11 protein-coding genes and 1 pseudogene are annotated in these 15,711 nt (G+C 63.8%); all 12 read right to left on the bottom strand.

The window, feature by feature from the left end:
- Positions 1 to 237: 237 nt before the first annotated feature.
- Positions 238 to 918 (bottom strand): phosphoglycolate phosphatase, encoded by a 681-nt coding sequence (locus PSOLE_RS17260; RefSeq protein ID WP_074858675.1) that lies wholly within the window; start codon positions 916 to 918, stop codon positions 238 to 240.
- On the bottom strand, positions 915 to 1,589 hold the full coding sequence (rpe, locus tag PSOLE_RS17255; RefSeq protein ID WP_013717380.1) for a ribulose-phosphate 3-epimerase: 675 nt from the start codon (positions 1,587 to 1,589) through the stop codon (positions 915 to 917). The genes PSOLE_RS17260 and rpe overlap by 4 nt, the downstream gene beginning before the upstream one ends.
- Before the next feature lie 359 nt (positions 1,590 to 1,948).
- Positions 1,949 to 3,409 carry an NADP-dependent succinate-semialdehyde dehydrogenase gene (gene gabD, locus PSOLE_RS17250; protein WP_003463511.1) on the bottom strand — a complete coding sequence of 487 codons (1,461 nt, stop codon included), beginning with the start codon at positions 3,407 to 3,409 and terminating at the stop codon, positions 1,949 to 1,951.
- A 59-nt stretch (positions 3,410 to 3,468) separates the two neighbouring features.
- On the bottom strand, positions 3,469 to 4,848 hold the full coding sequence (locus PSOLE_RS17245) for a hypothetical protein (RefSeq protein ID WP_074858678.1): 1,380 nt from the start codon (positions 4,846 to 4,848) through the stop codon (positions 3,469 to 3,471).
- 77 nt (positions 4,849 to 4,925) lie between these two features.
- Complete coding sequence (locus PSOLE_RS17240) at positions 4,926 to 6,074, bottom strand: iron-containing alcohol dehydrogenase (protein WP_074858681.1); 1,149 nt, start codon at positions 6,072 to 6,074, stop codon at positions 4,926 to 4,928.
- A 177-nt stretch (positions 6,075 to 6,251) separates the two neighbouring features.
- Entirely contained in the window at positions 6,252 to 7,616 is a 1,365-nt protein-coding gene (locus PSOLE_RS17235; RefSeq protein ID WP_074858684.1) for a sigma-54 interaction domain-containing protein, read from the bottom strand.
- A 103-nt stretch (positions 7,617 to 7,719) separates the two neighbouring features.
- The gene (locus PSOLE_RS17230; protein WP_021488781.1) at positions 7,720 to 8,547 is read right to left on the bottom strand and encodes an ABC transporter permease; all 828 of its coding nucleotides are present in this window, start codon (positions 8,545 to 8,547) and stop codon (positions 7,720 to 7,722) included.
- A gap of 204 nt (positions 8,548 to 8,751) precedes the next feature.
- Complete coding sequence (locus PSOLE_RS17225) at positions 8,752 to 9,999, bottom strand: ABC transporter permease (protein ID WP_074858687.1); 1,248 nt, start codon at positions 9,997 to 9,999, stop codon at positions 8,752 to 8,754.
- A 154-nt stretch (positions 10,000 to 10,153) separates the two neighbouring features.
- Positions 10,154 to 11,185, bottom strand: coding sequence for an ABC transporter substrate-binding protein (locus PSOLE_RS17220; protein ID WP_074858691.1), 1,032 nt, complete (start codon positions 11,183 to 11,185; stop codon positions 10,154 to 10,156).
- Positions 11,186 to 11,238: 53 nt separating this feature from the next.
- Complete coding sequence (locus PSOLE_RS17215) at positions 11,239 to 12,336, bottom strand: ABC transporter ATP-binding protein (protein ID WP_074858694.1); 1,098 nt, start codon at positions 12,334 to 12,336, stop codon at positions 11,239 to 11,241.
- Between the two features lie 261 nt (positions 12,337 to 12,597).
- Positions 12,598 to 13,227: a response regulator gene (locus PSOLE_RS17210; RefSeq protein ID WP_003463520.1), complete on the bottom strand. Its 630-nt coding sequence runs from the start codon at positions 13,225 to 13,227 to the stop codon at positions 12,598 to 12,600.
- A pseudogene (locus tag PSOLE_RS17205) lies at positions 13,224 to 15,628 on the bottom strand (PAS domain-containing sensor histidine kinase). Before PSOLE_RS17205 ends, PSOLE_RS17210 begins: the two are co-directional and overlap by 4 nt.
- Positions 15,629 to 15,711: the final 83 nt, after the last annotated feature.

The raw sequence follows: 15,711 nt of genomic DNA, 5'->3' as shown, positions 1-15,711 counted from the left end.
AACGGGCCGCGCAGCGGCGGCAGGACGGGATCAGGCGCGCCAGCGCCAACGGGCCAGAGCCTTGATCACTTTCATCCAGAGTTTGCAGCTGACCACCACGGTGCGATCTCGACAGGCGGGGAATAGGGAGAGCGACCAAGGTAGCGCAGCCGCTCAGGCTAAGCAACCCGTAGGAGCCCGCTTGCGGGCGATCAACCGAATCATCGCCCGCAAGCGGGCTCCTACGCACAAATGCGATTACAGCAACTCAGCCAGGCTATGAACCACCAGACTCGGCTCTTCCTCGGCAATCGGCCGGCCATGGTTGTAGCCATAGCTCACTGCGATGCACGGTACGCCCGCAGCGCGCGCGGCCAGCACGTCGTTGCGCGAGTCGCCGATGAACAGCGATTGCGCCGCGGTGACATCAGCCAAGCGCATCACCTGCAACAACGCCGCCGGGTCCGGCTTCTGTTGCGGCAAGGTATCGCCGCCGATGATCCAGCGGAAATAGCCGCCCAGGCCAACCTGCTCCAGCAGCGGCGCGACGAAGCGCTCCGGCTTGTTGGTCACCACCGCCAGTTCCACGGCTGCAGTGCTGAGCGCCTCGAGCAGCTCGTGCACACCGGGATAGAGCGCGGTCAGGTTGTGGCAGTCGGCATAGATATCGAGAAAGCGCGCCAGTGCCTCTTCCGTCTCGGCGTCACCCACGGCGGCGTGATCCAGACCACCGGCCAGGGCACGGCGCACCAACACCCGTGCGCCATTGCCGACCCAGTCACGGACCTTTTCAACGCCAGCCGGCGGGCGCTCCAGCTCTGCTAGCATGCGGTCGACCGCTGCGGCCAGATCGGGCACCGAGTCAATCAGCGTGCCGTCCAGGTCGAACATCACCAGGCGCGGCAGCTCACCGGCGCACAGCGCGCGCAGCGGTTTCATCCACGCACCTGGGCCAGCTCGGCACGCATGGCGTCGATCACCGCCTTGTAGTCAGGCTGGTTGAAGATCGCCGAGCCGGCGACGAAGGTGTCGGCGCCCGCTTCGGCGATCTCGCGGATGTTCTGCACGTTGACGCCGCCGTCGATCTCCAGGCGGATCTCGCGACCGCTGGCGTCGATCAGCGCGCGCGCCTCACGCAGCTTGTCGAGGGTGCCGGGAATGAACTTCTGCCCGCCAAAGCCGGGGTTGACGCTCATCAGCAGGATCATGTCGACCTTGTCCATCACGTACTTGAGCACGTCCAGCGGGGTGGCCGGATTGAACACCAGACCCGCCTTGGCGCCGCCGGCCTTGATCAGTTGCAACGAACGGTCGATGTGCTCGGAGGCTTCCGGGTGGAAGGTGATGTACGAGGCGCCGGCCTCGATGAAGTCGCCGATGATGCGATCCACCGGCTTGACCATCAGGTGTGCGTCGATCGGCGCGGTGATGCCGTACTTGCGCAGCGCCGAGCAGACCATCGGGCCGATGGTCAGGTTGGGCACGTAGTGGTTGTCCATGACATCGAAGTGGACGATGTCCGCACCGGCGGCGAGTACGTTGTCCACTTCTTCACCCAGGCGGGCGAAGTCAGCGGAAAGGATCGACGGGGCGATGGCGAAGGGTTGCATGGCGCACCTCTGAGAACCGATTTGGGATCTCGCGAGCTAGAGCCGGGCTAGGCAAAAACTGGCGAGAACGTAACGAAGTGAAGTAACAGCCGCAGGCTGGCCCGTAGGGGGAGCGCAGCGAATCAAGCGGAGTTTACTGAAGTAAATGAGCATTCCGAGCCTGTTTTTAACGACGGCTGGCCGACGCGCAGCAGATCGCAAACGGTTCGTAGTGCTGGATCACGGTGGCGCGCATTGTAACGGCTGTGGCGCCCTTGATCGACAAGCGCAGGAGACAGTGGGAGGCGCTTCAGCGGCGAGCGTCTGGCCTTGTGCCAAGCCAGTCGCGGCTAAAGCCCCTCCCACAATAGCGACCTGATTCAGATACCGCCGAGGCAGAGGTACTTGATCTCCAGGTACTCATCCAAGCCGTATTTGGAGCCTTCACGACCGAGGCCGGAGGCTTTCATGCCACCGAATGGCGCTACCTCGTTGGAGATCAGCCCGGTGTTGATGCCGACCATGCCGTACTCCAGCGCTTCGGCGACACGGAAGGTGCGCCCCAAGTCGCGGGTATAGAAGTAGCCGGCCAGGCCGAACTCGGTGTCGTTGGCCTGGCGTACCACCTCGGCTTCGTCGTTGAAGCGGAACAGTGGCGCCAGCGGACCGAAGGTTTCTTCACGGGCCACACGCATATCAGGGGTGACGTCGGTGATGACCGTCGGCTCGAAAAAGTGCCCGCCCAGCTCATGCGCCTTGCCGCCCTGCAGCACCTTGGCGCCCTTCTCCAGCGCATCGGCCAGATGCGCCTGCACCTTGGCCACGGCATTACCGTCGATCAACGGCCCAATGACGACGCCTGCTTCATCACCCGGGCCAACCCGCAGTTTGGCCACGGCCGCAGCCAGCTTTTCGGCAAAGGCATCGTAGACGGCCTCGTGTACATACAGGCGATTGGCGCAGACGCAGGTCTGCCCGGCGTTGCGGTACTTGGCCACCAGCGCGCCTTCGACCGCTGCGTCGAGATCGGCATCCTCGAAGACGATGAACGGCGCATTGCCGCCCAGCTCCAGCGAAAGTTTCTTCAGGGTCGGAGCGCATTGCTCCATCAGCTTGATGCCAACGCCGGTGGAGCCGGTGAACGACAACTTGCGCACGATGGGGTTGGCGCACAGCTCAGCGCCGACTTCGCGGGAACGCTCGGCATCGGCCGGCAGTACGCTGAACAGCCCGGCCGGGATGCCCGCGCGCTCGGCCAGCACAGCCAGCGCCAGGGCACTGAACGGTGTCTGCGGCGCCGGCTTGAGCACCATGGCGCAGCCAGCGGCCAGCGCCGGACCGGCCTTGCGGGTGATCATCGCCGCCGGGAAGTTCCAGGGCGTGATCGCCGCGGTCACGCCAATGGGCTCCTTGGTCACGATCAGGCGCTTGTCCGGCTGGTGGCCTGGGATGGTGTCGCCGTAGACGCGCTTGGCTTCCTCGGCGAACCATTCGATGAAGGATGCCGCGTAAAGCACCTCACCGCGCGCCTCGGTCAGCGGCTTACCCTGCTCGGCCGTCATGATCCGCGCCAGATCTTCCTGATTGGCCAGCATCAACTCGTACCATTTGCGCAGACGTGCGGCGCGCTCCTTGGCGGTCAGTGCGCGCCAGGCCGGCTGAGCAGCCTGGGCGGCCTCGATGGCGCGGCGGGTTTCGTCGGCGCCCAGGTTGGGCACGAAACCCAGCGATTGGTCATTGGCCGGGTTGAAGATTTCCGTGGCACTCCCATCGGGTGCATCGCACCACTTGCCGTCGATATAGGCCTGGTGGCGCAGCAGATCGGGATCGTTGAGTTGCATAAGTCGCTCCTGCAGTTGAGCGCACTCGGCGCCCAACTGACATATTCAATCGAAAGGAATCACTCGGCCGGCGGCAGATCCTTGGTGAAGGTCTGGTCGTTCTCGCCACGGAAGAAACGGGTGCCGTAGATCAGCAGGCACAGTCCCAGGCCGATGGCGAATGCCCAGCCGGCACCCTTGATCGCCAGTACCGCGCCGATCACGCCGGCAATGCCCAGGTCACGCTGGCTGCGCGCCTCCATGATGCCCAGGCGCACGCTGACGTAGCCCTGGATCAGCAGGGTCAGCGCCAGCGCCACACCGAGAATCGGCTGCACCAGGGTCACCACCGGCAACAGCAGCAGACCGGTGTTGGTGCCCCAACGGAACGAGCCGACGCCGCCGTAGATGGATTTCATCGCCTTGGCGCCACCCTTGAAGCGTTCGGTGATCACCACCTGCATGGCGGACCACTGCGGACCACACATGGCCACGTCCGGCCCGAAGATGCTCATGAAGGCATTGCGCCCACCGAAGATCAGGTGCGAGCGGTCGGGGTTGAAGTCGACCTTCTCGTCACGGCGCACATGGTCGGCTTCGCCGAGGATCGCCTTGGCGCCGAGCACGTCGCCGAACACCACCAGATAGGCGGCGAACACGGTGGGAATGGCGGTGATGAACATCATCAGCGGCGGCATGCCCAGACCGAACACCGTGTATTCGTTGAACAGGGTGACGAAGTCCGGCTGGCTGAAGCCCCACTCGATGCTCGGCCACGGCGCCTCACCGAAGATCGGCGCGACGATCACCGCCAGCAGGATGATCGGGAAGATGCCCAGCTTGGCGAAGTTCCACCAGAAGCGGTTGCGCTTCTTCAGCTCCTGGAAATGGATGGAAAACACCAGGTAAAAGGCGATGCCGATGGCAATGGAAATGGTCCAGGGGAAGGCATCGAAACGGCCGCCTTCCTTGAACACCGTCACCACCGCACTGAGGCCGGCGCCCATGATGATGCCGGCCTTGAGCGCGGAAGGCACCAGCGACACCACCTTGCGCGCCATGCCGGTCATGCCCAGGCCGATGGAAAATATCCCCAGCATCAACTGGAAGGCAATCAGCGCATGCACCCGCTCCGGGCCCTCCGGGAACTGGCTGCAGTAGGCCATCAGCAGTGGGATCGCCGGGGTGATCCAGCCCGGAACGACCGGATCGCCCAGCAAATGGTGAGTCAAGTACAGCAGGCCATTGAGCATGACCACTGCCAGCGCCACCTCGAAGGGCATGCCGAGGAATTCGGTCATCAGCGGAATCGCCGCCAGATCCACCGCGCACATGAGCAGGCCCTGCATGTAGTCGGAGATTTCAAAGCGGTAATGAATGAAAGGCAGACGCACCTTGAATGGCCCCACCGGCCAGTAGGGGGCTTCCACACCAAGGTCTTGTTGATGCAGTTCGGACATTTGAGTCACCCAGCTTTATTAGAGTTGTATTTCAGCCGGCCCCAGTACACTGGGGCCTTTCATCTTCGTTGCGGTAATCAGTAGGCGGCGCGGTAGATCTGCTCGATGTCGCCGGCCGTCAGGCGGCGCGGGTTGTTGCGCATCAGGCGGTCGATCTTGCTGGCCTCTTCGGCCATGGCCGGGATGGCATCTTCCGGCACGCCGAAGCTGCGCATGCCCTTGGGAATGTCGACGCTGGCGCACAGCTCGGCCATGGCCTCGACGGCCAGGTCGGCGGCGGCCTTGTCGCTCAGGCCATAGGTCTGCACACCGAGAGCAGCAGCGATCTCGGCCATGCGCTCGATGCAGGCCAGCTTGTTCCAGGCCATCACGTAGGGCAGCAGCAAGGCATTGCTGACGCCGTGAGCGATATTGAAGCGACCGCCCAGCGGGTAGGCCAGCGCATGCACAGCGCCCACGCCGGCATTACCGAAGGCCATGCCAGCCATCAGACTGGCAGTGGCCATGTCTTCGCGAGCGAGCAGATCCGCCGGATTGGCGTAGGCCTTGGGCAGCGCCTTGGCGATCAGCTTGATTGCGGCGATGGCCAGGGCGTCGGTGATCGGCGAGGCATTGACCGACAGGTAGGACTCCACCGCATGCACCAACGCATCGACGCCACTGGCGGCGGTCACGCCACGCGGGCAGGTCAGGGTCATCAGCGGGCTAACCAGGGCCACGTCGGGCAGCAGGTAATCGCTGACGATGCCCTTTTTCAGTTGCGCCTGCTTGTCGGAGAGGATCGACACATTGGTCACTTCCGAGCCGGTGCCAGCAGTGGTCGGAATGGCAATCAGCGGCGGGCCTTTACGCTTGATCTGATCGACGCCGAACAACTCTTCCAATGCACCGTCATGCCCGACATAGCCAGCCACCGCCTTGGCGATATCGATGGCGCTGCCGCCACCGACGCCGATCAGGCCATCGTGGCCGCCGTCGCGATAGACCTTGGCGCAGGCTTCGACGATGGCGATCTCCGGCTCCGGCTCGACACCGTCATAGATGCCATAGCGGCGCTCGCCGAGTTGCTTGAGGACATGCTCGACCGTACCGGACTTGATCAGGATGGTGTCGGTGACGATCAGCGGATTGGTGATATTCAGTCGAGACAGTTCGAGAGCCAGTTGCTCCACGGCACCCTGGCCGGTCAGTAGCTTGTTGGCGATCTTGAATGCGGCAGTGTTCATCAGCAGGCCCCTTGTGCGTTGTTGTGCTGAGCGGGTTCGGGGCTTGCCATAGCCAATCCTGTGCCAGCTCGCTGAAAGCGGCGTGCTAGAAGGCTTGCGTCGATTTGTCACAGCGCGCAGCGGGTTGCGCTTGATCAGAAAACCAATCAAATGAGCCTTTTACGATCCATTTTCCAATCAACCCTGCTCCCAGCGCTTCATCTTCTGCACCAGCGTCGCCTGGCTCAGACCGAGCACCTTGGCCGCTTCACGGGTGGTCTTGTGCTGCATCAGGGCGCGGCGGATGAGGCGCCGCTCGAGGTTCTCCACCTGCTTGCGCAATGGCAGCAGGTCGTCGACATCGCTGCGAGCGACGCGCATTTCCTCCGGCAGATCGCACAGTTCGATGCGTTCACCACTGCAGGTCACCACCAGGCGCTCGACCAGATTGATCAGCTCACGGATGTTCCCGGGCCAGGCGTAGTCGGTCAGCGCGTCGAGCGCCTCGAGCTCCCAGCTCAGCAATCGACCATAACGCTGATTGAATTCGGCCAGGTAGAAATCCAGCAACGGCTGAATTTCCTCGGGGCGCTCGCGCAGCGCCGGAATGTGGATCGGCACGACGTTGAGGCGGTAGTAGAGGTCGGCGCGAAAACGGCCCTCGGCGACCATCGTGCGCAAGTCGTGGTGGGTGGCGGTGATGATGCGTACATCCACCTCCTTCAGCTCCAGACCACCGACCGGAATGAAGCGACTCTCCTCAATCACCTTGAGCAGCTTGACCTGCAGCGGCAATGGCAGATCACCGATCTCATCGAGAAAGACCGTGCCGTGGTGCGCCAGCTCCAGCAGACCGCGCTTGCCCTTGCTACCGGCGCCGGTGAACGCGCCTGGCACATAGCCGAACAACTCAGCCTCGATCAGGTTCTCCGGCAGCGCACCGCAGTTCAGCGCCAGAAACGGCTGCGCCGCGCGCGGGCTGCTCTTGTGGATGTACTGGGCGATCAGGGTCTTACCGACGCCGGTTTCCCCTTGCAACAGCACCTTCACGTCGCTGGCCGCGACCTGCCGCGCCTGCATGAAGACGCGCCCGGAGGTGGGCTGATCGGCGACTGGCGAGGCATCGAGCAGATCGTCACGCTGCCCGGCATGCAGCTTGGCCGTGCTGTTGCGCAGCTGCTTGAGTTGCTGCAGCTCGTCGCGCTCGTGCTTCATGCGCAGCAGCTCGGTCATGTCGCGCACGGTACTGACCACGTAGCGCACGCGTCCATCGGCAGCGAAGATCGGCGTACCACTGACCAGCAGGCGTTTGCCCTGGCTTACGCTCTGCATCAGCGACAGCGCCTTGCCTTCCTTGAGCACACGCAAGGACACCGACTGCGAGATCACACCCTGCTCTACCAGCGCCTGCATGTGCTGGCCGACGACATCCTCGGCACGCAGCCCGGTCAGGCGCTCATAGGCACTGTTGACCTTTAGGGTGATGCCATCGGCGTCGGTGATGTAGACGCCATCGTGCAACGCGTCGATCAGCTCACGAAAACCGGGATCATCGAAGTCCATCTGGCCGCCTTGTTACGAAGGAGAAACTACACATTCTACGCCCGGAAACGAGCAAGGCCCCGCCGGTTTCCCGGCGAGGCCCTAAGCATGCAGCTGCAGCGATTTATTCCGGCGCCGAAGTTCGCAGCTTCTCGCTACGCCCACGCAGCCACTCCAGAGTCAGCAGCAGCAGGACGGAGAAACCGATCAGCAGGGTCGCCGCGGCGGCGATGGTTGGCGACAGGTTCTCGCGGATGCCGCTGAACATCTGCCGCGGCAGGGTGGCCTGCTCGGGGCCGGCGAGGAACAGGGTCACCACCACTTCGTCGAACGAGGTGGCGAAGGCGAACAGCGCACCGGAGATCACGCCCGGCGCGATCAGCGGCAGGGTCACCCGGCGAAACGCCGTCAATGGCGAGGCGCCGAGACTGGCGGCGGCACGCACCAGGTTGTGGTTGAAGCCCTGCAGCGTCGCCGACACGGTGATGATCACGAACGGCACGCCGAGCACTGCGTGCACCAGGATCAGCGACAGGTAGCTGTTGCCCATGCCTAGCGGGGCGAAGAACAGGTAGCTGGCAACACCGATGATCACCACCGGGACGATCATCGGCGAGATCAGCAGGCTCATCACCAGGGCCTTGCCACGGAACTCGCCACGGGTCAGGCCAATGGCGGCCAGGGTGCCGAAGACCATGGCCAACAGGGTGGCGGCCGGGGCGATGATCAGGCTGTTCTTCAGTGAGCGCATCCAGTCGGCGGACATGAAGAAGTCTTCGTACCAGCGCAGCGAGAAGCCCTGCAGCGGGTAGACCAGGAAGGTTCCGGAGTTGAACGACAACGGCACGATCACCAGCACCGGCAGGATCAGAAACAGCAGCACCAGGCCGCAGAGAATGCGCAGGCCGTAGTACCAGAGGCGCTCGACGGGTGACATGTAGGGGCTGAGCATGGCTGTGACTCCATTTAGCGTTTAGCTCCCCTCTACCATTTATGGGAGAGGGGCTGGGGGAGAGGGCGCTCTTCATGCGCCCTCCTCCCGTGTTCGGTTACCGAGAAGCAGTGGTGCCGAAACAAGCACCCTCTCCCGCCCTTCGGGCACCCTCTCCCGCAAGCGGGAGAGGGGCATCAGATGGCCTGCTGCGCAGACCGTTTTTTAGCCAAGCCTCAGCTTGCTGGCGCCGACCAGCCAGCTGTACACCACGTACAGCACCAGCGTCGCGGCCAGCAGCAGGCCGCCGAGGGCCGTGGCCATGCCCCAGTTGATGGTGGTGTTGGTGTAGAAGGCGACGAAGTAGCTGATCATCTGGTCATTCGGGCTGCCCAGCAGCGCCGGGGTGATGTAGTAGCCAATCGACAGGATGAACACCAGCAGGCAACCGGCGCCGACACCGGCCAGGGTCTGCGGGAAGTACACCCGCCAGAAGCTGGCGAACGGGTGGCAGCCGAGTGACACCGCCGCGCGCATGTAGCTGGGCGAGATACCCTTCATCACGCTGTAGATCGGCAGGATCATGAACGGCAGCATGATGTGCACCATGGCCACGTACACGCCGCTGCGGTTGAACACCAGTTGCAGCGGTTGCTCGATGATGCCCAGCGATATCAGCGCGCTGTTGATCAACCCTCCTGACTGCAGCAACACGATCCAGGCCGCCACCCGCACCAGAATCGAGGTCCAGAACGGCAGCAGCACCAGAATCATCAGCAGGTTGCCCTGCCGCGTCGGCAGGTTGGCCAGCAGGTAGGCCAGCGGGTAAGCCAGCACCAGGCAGATGGCGGTGATCACCAGGCTCATCCAGAAGGTACGGGCGAAGATATCCAGATAGATGGCCTGATCCGGCGTGGCCTTGGCCAGTTCGCCGAGGTCGTCGATGCGGTGATCGAGCGCTGCCAGCAGGTAGTAAGGCGTGACCGACGACGCATTGCGGCGGATCACCTGCCAGTAGGCGGGATCACCCCAGCGCTCGTCCATATCGAGGAAGGCCTCCTGGTAGGACGCCGGTTCCTCGCTTAGCGGCAGTTTGCGCGCGGTGGCGCTGACCAGGCTGCGAAAGCCCGCCAGTTCCATGTTCAGGCGCTTGGACAGATCGCCCAGACTCTGGTTACGCCGCGCTTCGAGCATATCGCTGGCAATCGCCCGGTACGCCGCCTCATCCGGCAGGCCACGGCCATCCCAGGCAGCAATCGCCTCGACGGTGCGCGGCAGGCTGCCGACCACTTCCGGGTTGTCCACACTGCGCAGCAGCAAGGCGCCGATGGGCAGCAGGAAGGTCAGCAGAAGGAACAGCAACAGCGGCAGGATCAGTGCCTTGGACTTCAAGCGATTGAGACGCTCGGCACGGGCCAGTCGCTGCTTCAGGCTTGGCCCGGGCAAATCATTGGCAGGCAGTACGGCGGCCATGGACAACTCCGCAAGCTAAGGCCGCATCTGGCGGCAGAAATTCGGGGATACGACAAACATCGATTGGGCAGCTCCGCCCCCTCATCCGGCGCTATGCGCCACCTTCTCCCGTAGGAGAAGGGGACGAGGAAGGCGTCGCTGCGCGACGCACGGGTTAACGGGCCGCCCAGGCGTTGAAACGCTGCTCCAGCTGCTCGCCGTAGTCAGCCCAGAAGGTCACGTCGATGGCCACCTGGTTGGCGATGTTTTCCGGGGTGGTCGGCATCAGGCTCAGACGCTCCGGCGCCAGCAGCTCGATGGCCTGCTTGTTGGCCGGGCCGTAGGCGATGTTCTCCGAGTAGGTCTTCTGCGCTTCGGGTTTGACCGAGAAGGCGATGAACTGCTTGGCCAGCTCGGCGTTCTTGGCGCCACGCGGAATGGCCCAGGAGTCGAAGTCGTAGATGCCGCCGTTCCACACTACTTGTAGGTTGCTCTCGCCCTGCACCGCCGCGATGCGGCCGTTGTAGGCCGAGCTCATCACCACGTCGCCGGAGGCGAGGTACTGCGGCGGCTGAGCGCCGGCCTCCCACCACTGGATGTTCGGTTTCAGCTCATCGAGCTTCTTGAATGCGCGATCCTGACCTTCCTTGGTGGCGAGCACCTTGTACACGTCCTTGACCGGCACGCCGTCGGCCATCAGGGCAAATTCCAGGGTGTACTTGGCGCCCTTGCGCAGGCCGCGCTTGCCCGGGAATTTCGCCACATCCCAGAAGTCGGCCCAACTGGTCGGCGCTGCGCTGAGTTTGTCAGCGTTGTAGGCGAGCACCGTGGACCAGACGAAGAAGCCGACGCCGCACGGCTGGATGGCGCCGTCGATGAAGTTGGCTTCATCGCCGAACTGGGCCGGCTCGAGCTCCTCGAACAGACCTTCGTCGCAACCGCGGGCCAGCTCCGGCGACTCCACCTCCACCAGATCCCAGCTCACGCTGCGGGTGTCGACCATGGCTTTGACCTTGGCCATTTCACCGTTGTATTCGCCGCCCAGCACCTTGTTGCCGGTTTCCTTCTCGAAAGGTTCGTAGAAGGCCTTGACCTGCGCCGCCTTGTTCGCGCCGCCGAAGGAAACCACGGTCAGGTCCACCGCCAGTGCCGGCATGGCACAGCTAACGCCCAGGGCCAACGCCGCGAGCTTCAGGGATTTCGTCATTCTTATCAGCTCCTCTGTGTTACGGGGTAAAGGTGAAGCACTGCGCGAAAGGCTCACTCGACGTGGAGTGGATCCAGCGCGCGGACATGCTCGACAGACCAGCCGAGCGGAACCAGGTCACCAACCGCCAGCGCCGGATCGAGTTCGGCCACGGGTTGCTTGACGTAGAAATCGGATTTGCCGCAGACCTCCATGCGGATGCGCACGTGGTCGCCCAGGTAGATGAACTCGGCGATGCGCCCGGAGAAGCGGTTCGGGCAGGCCTCGCTGTGGCCGTTGAGGCGAATGCGCTCGGGGCGGATCGACAGGCTCACCGCCTCACCGACGGCGCCGACGTTGACCGCTGTGGCGCGCACTTCCTCACCGCGCGCCAGGCGCACCACGCACTGCTCGCCATCGCGACTGACCAGCTCGCCAGCCAGACGATTGTTCTCGCCGATGAACTGGGCAACGAAGGTGTTGTGCGGCGCTTCGTAGAGTTCGCGCGGCGGGGCGATCTGCTGGATCTCGCCCTGATGGAACACAGCCACGCGGTCGGACATGGTCAGCGCCTCGCCCTGGTCGTGGGTGACGTAGACCACGGTTACGCCCAGGCGCTGGTGCAGGTGCTTGATCTCCATCTGCATGTGTTCGCGCAGTTGCTTGTCCAGCGCGCCGAGGGGTTCGTCCATCAGCACCAGCTGCGGCTCGAACACCAGCGCACGGGCCAGGGCCACACGCTGCTGCTGACCACCGGAAAGCTGGCCGGGGTAACGGTTGCGGAACGAATCGAGCTGCACCATCGACAGGGCGCGTTTGACCCGCTCGCTGATATCGGTGCGCGACATGCCACGCACGCTCAGCGGGAAGGCCAGGTTCTCGGCCACGGTCATGTGCGGGAACAGCGCGTAGTTCTGGAACACCATGCCGATGTCGCGCTTGTGCGGCGGCAGTTTGTTCAGCGAGCGGCCATCGAGGAGGATTTCGCCAGCGGTCGGCGTCTCGAAACCGGCCAGCATCATCAGGCTGGTGGTCTTGCCGGAACCGGACGGGCCGAGCAGGGTCAGAAACTCACCCTTGCGGATATCCAGGTTGAGGTCTTTGACGATCAGCGTTTCGCCGTCATAGCTCTTCTGTACGCCACGGAAGCTCACCAGTACATCGTTTGCCATCACACCACACCCTTGTTCTTGTCTCAGGCCGATGACTCAAGAGTAGGTTGACAAGACCGGGTGAAAAATCGGGCGGGATGACAAGCTGATATCAGGCGCGAGGAAATTCTTGTGTAGGGATTGCCCTACAAATTCCGAGTAATCGCATCGGTTATACAGCGCATGAAAACCGTGGGAGCGGCTTCAGCCGCGAAGCTCCGGTGGGCGATTCATCGCGACTGAAGCGGAGTGCCGCCCAGCCGCTCCTACGAAAGCGGTCGCTCAGACCAGGCGATGCTCCATGGCGTAACGCACCAGATCCGCCATCGAATGCGCGCCAAGCTTCTGCATCAGGCGCGCCTTGTGTGTGCTCACGGTCTTGTTGCTGATCGCCAGGTGCAGAGCGATGTCGTTGACGCCTTCGCCGCGTACCAGACGCTCGAACACCGAGAACTCGCGCTCGGACAGTTGCGCATGGGGCGGACGCGAATCGGTCAGGCCGACCTCGAAGACCATGCGGTCGGCCAATGCCGGGTCGATATAACGCCCACCGCTGGCCACCTTGCGAATCGCGGTGATCAGCAGCGCCGGGTCGCTGTCCTTGGTGGCATAACCGGCGGCACCAGCCTTGAGCGCACGCGCCGCCATCTGCGCCTCGTCGTGCATCGACAGCACCAGGATAGCCGGGGCCTCGGTCAGCGCACGGATGCGCGGAATGGCCTCCAAACCGTTGACACCGGGCATGGAGATATCCAGCAGCACCACGTCGCAAGGCGTGCGCCGCAGCACCTCGAGCAGTTGCTCGCCGTTACATGCCTCGCCCGCTACCTCGAGATCGCGTGCCATGCCGATCAGTTGCTTGATGCCTTCCCGCACTATGGTGTGGTCTTCGGCCACCAGTACCCGAATCACGCTGCGATCTCCTCTTCCAGATTGATGCGCGCACACAGGGTAGTGCCCTCGCCCGGCTGGCTGTCAATCTGCAACTGGCCACCAAGCATGAGCATGCGCTCCTGCATGCCGACCAGGCCGAAAGATTGCCCCGGCTTGCGCAGCACCGGATCGAAGCCCTTGCCATCGTCGACCACCGACAGACACAGGCTGCCGCACTCCTGCCACAAACGCACCTCGACGCTGTGCGCGCCAGCGTGGCGCATGATGTTGGTCAGCGCCTCCTGGAGGATGCGGAACAGGCCGATGGCCTGGGCATCCGGCAGATGCGGCAGGTGCTCCGGCACTTCGACCAGGCAAGGAATCTGCGTGCGCTCCTCGAAGCGCCGCACTTGCCACTCGATGGCAGAGGCAATGCCGGCATCGAGAATCGGCGGGCGCAGCGCCGTAGCCACATCACGCACCAGTTGGAACAGCTGGGCGATCAGACGCTTCATGCTCGCCAGGCGTTCGTCCAGTTCAGGCATCTGCCCGGCGCAGACCAGCTCGCACATGGCCGTCTCCAGTTTGAGCACAGTCAATACCTGACCAAGCTCGTCGTGCACTTCGCGGGCAATACGCGCCTTCTCTTCCTCACGCACGCTTTCCAGGTGCGCCGATAGTTCGCGCAGACGCGCCCGCGAATGGCCAGTGCCAGCTCGGCCAGCTTGTTCTCGGTGATATCCCAGAGGATGCCGTCCCACACCACCCGGCCATTGCCCAGCGGACGCGCGGTGGTACGAATGTCCGCCCACAGCACCTCCTGCTCGGCGGTGAGGATGCGCCCCTGCCAGTACCAGTCGCTTTCGCCTTCCAGCGCCAGCGTCTGGCTGTTCAGATAGCTGTTCAGATCCTGCGGATGTACCAGGCTGCGGATGCCGCGCTCCTCACGCTGCAGCTCCTGCGCCGGCCAGCCGACCATCTCCTGGCTGGCCTCGCTGATGTAGGCAAAGTTGACCACCGCTCCCGGCCCGGCGCGCTCCAGGCGGAACACCAGGCCGGGCACGTTGCCGGCGATGCCCTTGAAGCGCGCCTCGCTCTCCTCCAATGCCGCACGAGCGCGACGGCGTTCGGTGACGTCGCTGAGAAACACCACCAGGTACTCGGCCTGGCGATAGCGTAGGAAACTCAGCGATACGTCAGCCGGCATGCGGCTGCCATCGGCGCGCAGGCAGTCGACCTCAAAGCTGGGTGAACCCTCGTCCTGCTCGCGCACGCGCTTCCACAGGTTGAGCCAGCGGTCCATATGCAGGCCGGGTTCCAACTGACTCAATGGCTTGTCCACCAGCTCACCGGGGGCGTAGCCGAGCATGCGTTCGGCGGCGCGGTTGGCGTAGCGCAGGTGGCTGTCCCAGTTGACCCAGAGGATGCCGACCGTGCTGTGGTCGATGGAGAACTGGCTCAGGCGCAATGCCTCGGCGGCCTGCTGGTGACGATCCAGCTCGCCGCGTGCGGCCAACAGCCCACGCTCCAGCGAACGTGTCTGCTGCCGCTGCCGATAAAGCGCGGTTGCCCCCAGCATCAGCAGCAGGCCGAAAAATAGCGCGAGCGTCTTCCAGAAGCCGACGAAATCGGTGGACTGTGGATAGCGCAGCGGCATCCAGGTGTCGCGCAACTCCTCCAGTTCGCGCGCCGGCAGCGCCTTCAGGGTCTGATCGACGATACCGGACAACAGCGCTTGATCGCGGCGCGTGGCCAGGCGCAGGAGCTGCGGCAAACCGATGTCGCCAACGATGCTCAGGCTGGAGAAACGCGACTCGCGCAGCAGCAGGCTGAGGCTCACCTCGTCCAGCACCGCATAACTGACCTCCTGATTCAGCACCAGCAACAGCGCCGAACGCTCCGAAGGCGTCGCCCGCAGACGCAGGTTGGTATGAGTGCGCTCCAGGTATTCGGCAGCCTGGCTCGGCGAGCGCAGGGCCACCATCTGCTCCAGCGGCAACTGGTCGAGGTCCACCGCACCATTGCCGCTGCGCTCGCCGACCACCAGATGCGGTACTCGCAGGTAAGGCATGGAGTAATGCCAGATGCGCAGGCCGGCCGGCGTCTGCTGCAGGCCTGGCGCCAGATCCACCTCGCCCGCGCTGGCTGCCCGCTCCAGCGCCTCCAGATTCGGATACAGGCGCCAGTCCGGCGCGACGCCCATGCCTTCGAGCAGACGCTGCATCAGCTCGACATTGGCGCCCGTCAACCGTCGGTTCTGGCCACGCAGAACCCAAGGCGCCTGCTGGATCAGGCCCACGCGCAGCACGGGATGCTCCTTGAGCCAGGCGCGCTGCTCGGCATCGAAAGCCGGACGCAACGGCATACGCGCGCTCTCGGCCCAGACAGTAGACATAGCCAGCATCAGCAGGAGGGCGAGGGAACGAAGAAGGAAATTCATGCACGGCGAATCCGCTGACGCGATCCCCTACCTTACTCCAGTCTTGCGCCAATCGCCTGACAAAAGCGGAGCCCGGCATTAGG

This window comes from Pseudomonas oleovorans subsp. oleovorans (assembly GCF_002197815.1).
Taxonomy (GTDB): domain Bacteria; phylum Pseudomonadota; class Gammaproteobacteria; order Pseudomonadales; family Pseudomonadaceae; genus Aquipseudomonas; species Aquipseudomonas oleovorans.
Note: the sequence above shows the minus strand (reverse complement) of the source record. Positions and strands in the feature narration are given on the sequence as shown.

Bases quoted from the DNA above. Each gene is read 5' to 3' on its own strand.
- PSOLE_RS17220 (WP_074858691.1), bottom strand. From the start codon at position 11,185: ATGACGAAATCCCTGAAGCTCGCGGCGTTGGCCCTGGGCGTTAGCTGT.
- PSOLE_RS17240 (WP_074858681.1), bottom strand. From the start codon at position 6,074: ATGAACACTGCCGCATTCAAGATCGCCAACAAGCTACTGACCGGCCAG.
- gabD (WP_003463511.1), bottom strand. From the start codon at position 3,409: ATGCAACTCAACGATCCCGATCTGCTGCGCCACCAGGCCTATATCGAC.
- rpe (WP_013717380.1), bottom strand. From the start codon at position 1,589: ATGCAACCCTTCGCCATCGCCCCGTCGATCCTTTCCGCTGACTTCGCC.
- PSOLE_RS17235 (WP_074858684.1), bottom strand. From the start codon at position 7,616: ATGGACTTCGATGATCCCGGTTTTCGTGAGCTGATCGACGCGTTGCAC.
- PSOLE_RS17225 (WP_074858687.1), bottom strand. From the start codon at position 9,999: ATGGCCGCCGTACTGCCTGCCAATGATTTGCCCGGGCCAAGCCTGAAG.
- PSOLE_RS17230 (WP_021488781.1), bottom strand. From the start codon at position 8,547: ATGCTCAGCCCCTACATGTCACCCGTCGAGCGCCTCTGGTACTACGGC.
- PSOLE_RS17245 (WP_074858678.1), bottom strand. From the start codon at position 4,848: ATGTCCGAACTGCATCAACAAGACCTTGGTGTGGAAGCCCCCTACTGG.
- PSOLE_RS17260 (WP_074858675.1), bottom strand. From the start codon at position 918: ATGAAACCGCTGCGCGCGCTGTGCGCCGGTGAGCTGCCGCGCCTGGTG.
- PSOLE_RS17215 (WP_074858694.1), bottom strand. From the start codon at position 12,336: ATGGCAAACGATGTACTGGTGAGCTTCCGTGGCGTACAGAAGAGCTAT.